This is a genomic window from Nocardia takedensis NBRC 100417 (assembly GCF_000308695.1).
Lineage (GTDB): Bacteria > Actinomycetota > Actinomycetes > Mycobacteriales > Mycobacteriaceae > Nocardia > Nocardia takedensis.
In genome coordinates this window covers 1-5895 of the sequence record NZ_BAGG01000215.1, presented here as the reverse complement: position 1 = coordinate 5895, position 5895 = coordinate 1, and the positions used below count along the sequence as shown (strand labels likewise).

Below are 5895 nucleotides of genomic sequence, written 5' to 3'. Positions count from 1 at the left end.
TGGCCCTGCCCATCCGAACTATCAGAGACAGGGTCGGCTGACATCCGCCGATACCTTCACTGTCCCAGACGATATCGCTTACAGGCGGCGGATCGCATCGGCGCGAAGTCCTCCTCGATACCTCGCACTGACAGCGCGGAACCCGAGAATGAGCATCACAACCACTGTCGGCCTCATAGAATATGAATTCACATAAGTTCGCCGACGGACAAGCTATGAAGGCCCTTTGGTGAAGATGTCTGAGTCAAACCTCCTGTGACTACCACCAATCCACGCATATGATCCCGACAACAACAAGACGAACTCGACCAAATCGTATCCGTATTGCAGGATTCGTGGTTAACATATGTCGCACTTAGGCAATGGCATCTCGACCCGACATGAGCGTCGAGGCCACAGCCGAAGGTCAGGAGAGATCCACATGGAAGCAACACGGTGTCCGCCGCAGTCGCGGCGATCATTCGGCTACTGGGGCCGTCCATCATCGGGCAGCCGGGCCGACAGTCGAGATTTAGGTCCCGCGGCATTCTCCGGACGGAACCGACCCGGCTATGACGCAGACCTCACCGATTGGCAGTCCTGCCGAGTTCGATCTCAGCGCTGACGGATCTATCGCCCCGCTTCCGAGGCTGCGGCGATTTCGGATGCTCGCCGGCGTGATCGACTTCGACCGGGTTGGCCGTCGAACCTCGATCAGTGATGCCCCTCATGTCCCAACCTGACCGTGGGCTGGGTCGCACGAACGGTCCCGTGCGCTGCGGGGTATCGAATCGGCACGCGAGAAACGACACTGCACTCGTCGCTGAAGTCGAGGGGCCACAGACGAGTGTCCCGAATATCCGCCGAGCGCACAAACACTGCTCGCCGACTTGGATAGAGGTAGCGGATGCAGACCGACAACGCAAACCGTCCGACACGTCTCACACGGCCGTCCGTGCCCGACCACGATATCTCCGCGGTCACCCAGATCTGCTTCGACCTCGCGTTGACAGTCTTCGACGAAGACAGCGACGACGGGGGCGCGACCGAGCGACTGCAAGGGATCGCGGTCGAATGGTCACACAGGGGGTGGCCCATCGACGTTCTCCACCACGCCGTCAGCGCGGGCTTCACCCTCGGCCTCGATCGGATAGCCGCGTGCGTTCCCGCAGATGGAATCGAACCGAGGTCGGCGACGGCGCGATTGTTCGAGTTGCTCCGCACCACCACGACCACGGTTGCCGGTACCTATCTGAAGGCGCATATCGGCCGCACCGGAGAGTCGGCGGCCAAACGCGAACTGGCTGTCGCTCTATTACAGGGCAGACTCACATCGACGCTGGCCCGCGACTGCGGAATAGCCGTCGCCGACGCGTATCTCATTGTCCCACTGACCTTCCCCGCACCTCTGCACGGCGATGCCTCCGCAGCGACGGACATCGAGTACCGACTACAGCGGTTCACAAACACACTCGAGACCCTCTACGGTGACACCGCATTGGCGCTCGTCGGTCCCGGCGGCGGGACACTGCTCATCACAGGGACCGCCGCCAACGCTGACGACGTCGATGAGCTCATCGCCCGCCTGTCGAAGGCGACCCACCTGCCGATCACCGCGACCGCCTCCACCACGAGCATTCCGACAGACGAAATACCCGCCACCGCACATCATCTCGAAGAGATGCTCGACACCGTGCACCGGATGAACCGCGCACCGGGAGTCTATCGACTCAAAGACATCGCGCTCGAACATCAGCTCATCCGCCCCGGTCCCGCTCGCGAACTACTACGCGCGCGCCTGAAGCCGTTGGACGAGCACCCCATCCTCTATGCGACCCTGGACGTCTACATCCGCAACAACTTCAGCAAGTCGCGCACTGCCCGCACCCTGGCAGTTCACGTCAACACCATCGCCAACCGACTCCGGAAAATCAGCGAGATCACCGGTCGCGATCCCGCCAGACCCGACGGCATCTGGTACCTGATGTCCGCCCTGATCGCCCGACGCTGACATCGCCTATCGCCCCCACGGTAGCCCGCGTGCGGTCAGCTCGCCGAGCAGCCAGCTTGCCGCCGAAATCGCACCCGTTCCTGAATCGTCGATGAACGAGATCCGATGCGCACCCAGGTCATTGAAAGCATGATTGAGCGTTAGCAACTCGGGCGCATTGCTGGACATTTCCCCGCTTACCTGCATTCGGCGGCGCCCGGTCACAGGGAGTCACAGGGAAGGTCCTTCCGCGCCGAAGCTACCGCTCGAGACCGTCAGGCGCGGAGCACTCGTCGGCAGGAAGGTCTGCGAAGGGCGTCGGCATCGACGAACCGGATGCAGCGCGGCCCTGCCGCTGTCCTTCGTAGGTTGCCCGATATCGACCGCATCCAGCGATGCCTGCACTCGTCCGCCCTCCCGGGCAGAGCACAGCCCACCATGAAAGCGGCCACGCACCGTGCCCGTCTGAGCGGCCGCGTGTCGCTCTGGGGGCTCAGGACTTGCTTGACCGAGCGTCATCATTTGACGCTTGACCGCTGGTGGTGGTTGCCCCCTTGCCGGTGACGTAGAGGCGGGTGATGGACTTGGCGCTTTTGCGGGGGCGGACGGCGATTTCTTCTTCGCCGTACAGGCCCCGCAGGTGGGTGTCTTCGATGATGACGGTGCCGCATTCGCCGCAGTGGCGGGGGCCGAGTCCGATGCGTTGACCTGCGACGAGAATACGGCCGGATTCGTAAACGCGTCGCTGGGCTCGAAGAGATCCGGCTGGTCGCGGCGCTGGTGGCAGCGAGGTGGTGGGTGTTCGGGCACCCGGCAGGCGGCCGAGTTCGTTGCGTGCGATAGGCAAGCCAGGTGCTGATCACGGCATTGCCGGTGATGGCATGCATCAGGTGTCCGTCGAGGCGCAGCGTGACGGTGCGGCTGGTTTAGGCGAACCGACGACATGGTGGCGCCCACCGATGCCGACGCCGCCGTCTCGGTCGATACACGGTCGATCTCGATCGCTTCGCCAACGGGAATTACTATGGTGCCGTCCACTTTCCGCAGAGCCGGTGTGCCGGTCTCGGAACCGGCCGGGCGGCCACCACGGCTTCGAAGTAGTTGCAGATGCTCGGGCGGCAACCGCGATGCGACGGGACGGATCAAATGCCCGTGGAGGCTGAACATGAAGGCTGCGTGGGTTGCCCCACACGGTCACCACGGGCCCGCCGTTGGCGCGCCGCCGACCGGCACACGCACATCGGACTCCACCGCGCCCTCTCCCGAGGGGATCGGCACCGGTTCGATCACATCGATCACTTGCGGAGAAGCCGAGGAGGACCCCTGCGCGCTCGTGCCCTCCTCGGATTGGTTCGCAACATAAAGGCGAGCAGGCCCATTCGGGCGGAACAGGCTGGCTGGTGTCCCCCAGTCCAGCGCCTGGTGAGGGCGCTGGTGGTCATAGCCGGCGAACCAGCCGTCAACGACATCCTGAGCGGCGGCAATCGATTCGACCGGTGCGACGTGATTGAGGAACTCCTCGCGCTGCGTCTTGTGGAACCGTTGGAAGACCTCGGACCGCTGCGACACCCACAAGAAGGTCGAGTTCCGCCTCACGCGTGCCGATAATCCTTGTATCCCTGAGTATTTCGCTTTAACCTCGGCGTCGTGGATGAACTTGGTCGAGGTGTTGTTCGGCATCATCGAACGCTGCACCATCCGCCGCGGTACCTTCCGCAACGTCCGTGAGTTGACGACCAAGCTCCGTGAGTTCACCAACGGTTGGAACCCGCGAGCGAAGCCCTTCGTCTGGTCCGAGACCCGCCGAGCAGATCCTGGCCACGGCCAACCGACGAAGAACTTCGAATACGGCCCGCTAGCTGTGAGGTGTCGTCGTCGTGGGTGCTGTCGTCGTCGTGGGTGCTGTCGTCGTCGTGGGTGCTGTCGTAGTGGGCGGTGTCGTAGTCGTCGTAACATATGGGGTGGTGGTGACGGGCGGTGTGCCGGTGATCGACGGGTTGTTGGTGGTGGGGATCGGGAGCTCCAGTTTGAGACCGCCGTTATTGAGGTACAGCAGCGCGGCTACCTTGATGAACTCGGTTAATTGGAAGTAGATCGCGTCGACACCAGGGACGATTTTACCGAGTTGGTAGAGCTGGACGAACGGTCCCCACAGCGTCGCGAAGATGCCGTCCCAGATTCCGTCGGTCTTCAGATTGAGCCATTTGGCGACCTGGTCACCGAGCACGAACTTGGTGAACGAGGCGAGCATCGGCTTGGTGATGAAACTGGTAGCAGCCAGTACCGGCCCGATGGTGAGGAGGTGGTCGGCGATCTTGGTGCCCTCAGGCGTGGGGCCCAGAATCGGGTCCAGCACCTGCTTGGACTGAGCGTTCGCGGAGTCCCACGTCGCGGGGATGTACTGGTCCTGTACGCCGAGCAGATGCGCTGTCACCTGCCACGAGTGCAGGAGGCCAGCCGATTGGGCGTCGGTTATGGGCACCCTCCACGCTTTCAGCTTCTGCATGATGGTGGTCGGTAGGCTGTGCCAGGTGACCAGGATGTCGTTCTGACTGATCGGAATCTTGGGCGACTCGGTCGCCACCTGCAGCCACGGCGCCGATGTGGGCAGCAGGTGCCGTACCGCCGCGTGCACCATGCGCGTCTTGACGCAGGTCACGATAAGATTACCGTTAGGTCCGAATGGCTGCTGGGCCATGAGGTCGTAACCGAGCTTGGCGGTCTTGGCGATGCGATCCTGGAGATCAGCGCCGCCCTTGGAGTAGTACACGGCGCGTGACTCGTGCGGGATCACGGTCGCCAACAGACCGGCCCCGAAACCGTAGGCGGTGCCGATGAACGGCCCCTGCTTGGAGTTGAAATCGTCCGCCGCAGTCAGTTTCGACTGATCGGTCCAGGCCGGCAGCTGGCGCGCCTGCTCGATGAAGGCGGTCAGATTCGGGGGCAGGCCCGACGGCGTGGGCTGGTTGTTGGTGGTCCAGGTAGCCAGTATCTTGTTGATCGCGGGCACCTGCCCACTCTCGAGTATCTCAGCTATGACCTGGTCGGCTGCGGGATCCCACACGGTCATCGGATCGACCCCATCGCCGGAGCCGGCGATCGAGCCGCTGGCCGACCAGCTCCACGCCTGCGCTCGTGGCGGGGCGGTAAACAACGACAGGGACAGCGCCCCAATCCCCGCCAGCAACCCGCCGGCCTTCAGTGCGTCACGTCTGTTCAGGTTGACCATCGACTTACGTCCTCAGTAATTGAAGTGACAGCCGCTGCAGTGATATTGGCAGAGGCAAGTGCCATATCTTCTTATCATCGGGCGAGAGCGATCAGAACCACGTGATGAGTACTTTGGGCAATGCACAGTGCGCCCGACCAATTCCGGTGGAGGAATTGTCGAACTTGTGGTTCGGTCGGTTTTAGGTGACCTTCGCTCCGCTGTCGGCGGGGGTCGGTCGACGGCGGCGGTTTGATGTCGTCGGGTCGTTCGAGGAGCTCGCCCTTGTGGAACAGGGCACCGGCACGACGAGCGCCACTTGTTCGGGGGCGTTGACCTTGCGCCAGCGGGCTCGGGCGGTCTCGATCAGCCTGTAGGCCATCAGGATTTCGGCTGCACGCGAGCCTGGTCCCCTTGGTGACCGGGCCGCTGCACGATGAGGTGACAGGTTGGTCTGCCCTACCCGTTGGGTTCCAGTCGCGGTGGCTAACCGGCAGCGCTGATGGTGTGTACTCGGAGAGTAGTTCGTACTCGATCGGGGTGCGGTGTCAACGGCCAGTTTTTCTTCCCCGCGGGCGGCCAACGTTTGCCCCCGTTGGTGGCCAGTTGTGAATCCCCAACGGCGGCCACTTATTTCCCCGCGCGGCCAGATATCTCTTCGGCTCGGTCAGCGCAGGGGCCTCACCCCCTGACCGGAGGCGGCTTGGGCGAGCCGGAA

At 63.1% G+C, this 5895-nt stretch carries 3 protein-coding genes and 1 pseudogene; 1 reads left to right on the top strand and 3 read right to left on the bottom strand.

All coding sequences use genetic code 11. The features are described 5' to 3' along the window. Positions 1–886 precede the first annotated feature (886 nt). Positions 887–1990 carry a PucR family transcriptional regulator gene (locus ON30_RS28185; RefSeq protein ID WP_083911730.1) on the top strand — a complete coding sequence of 368 codons (1104 nt, stop codon included), beginning with the start codon at positions 887–889 and terminating at the stop codon, positions 1988–1990. Positions 1991–3163: 1173 nt separating this feature from the next. Here the strand turns inward: ON30_RS28185 and ON30_RS28180 are convergent. The 3 genes and pseudogenes from ON30_RS28180 to ON30_RS40250 form a co-directional block, all read right to left on the bottom strand. Next, a complete protein-coding gene (locus tag ON30_RS28180) occupies positions 3164–3667 on the bottom strand; it encodes an integrase core domain-containing protein (protein WP_083911729.1) in 504 nt (167 codons plus the stop codon). Between the two features lie 157 nt (positions 3668–3824). Then, positions 3825–5198 (bottom strand): oxygenase MpaB family protein, encoded by a 1374-nt coding sequence (locus tag ON30_RS28175; protein ID WP_083911728.1) that lies wholly within the window; start codon positions 5196–5198, stop codon positions 3825–3827. A 227-nt stretch (positions 5199–5425) separates the two neighbouring features. Further along, positions 5426–5592, bottom strand: a pseudogene (locus ON30_RS40250) (IS256 family transposase); the annotation flags it as partial. Positions 5593–5895: the final 303 nt, after the last annotated feature.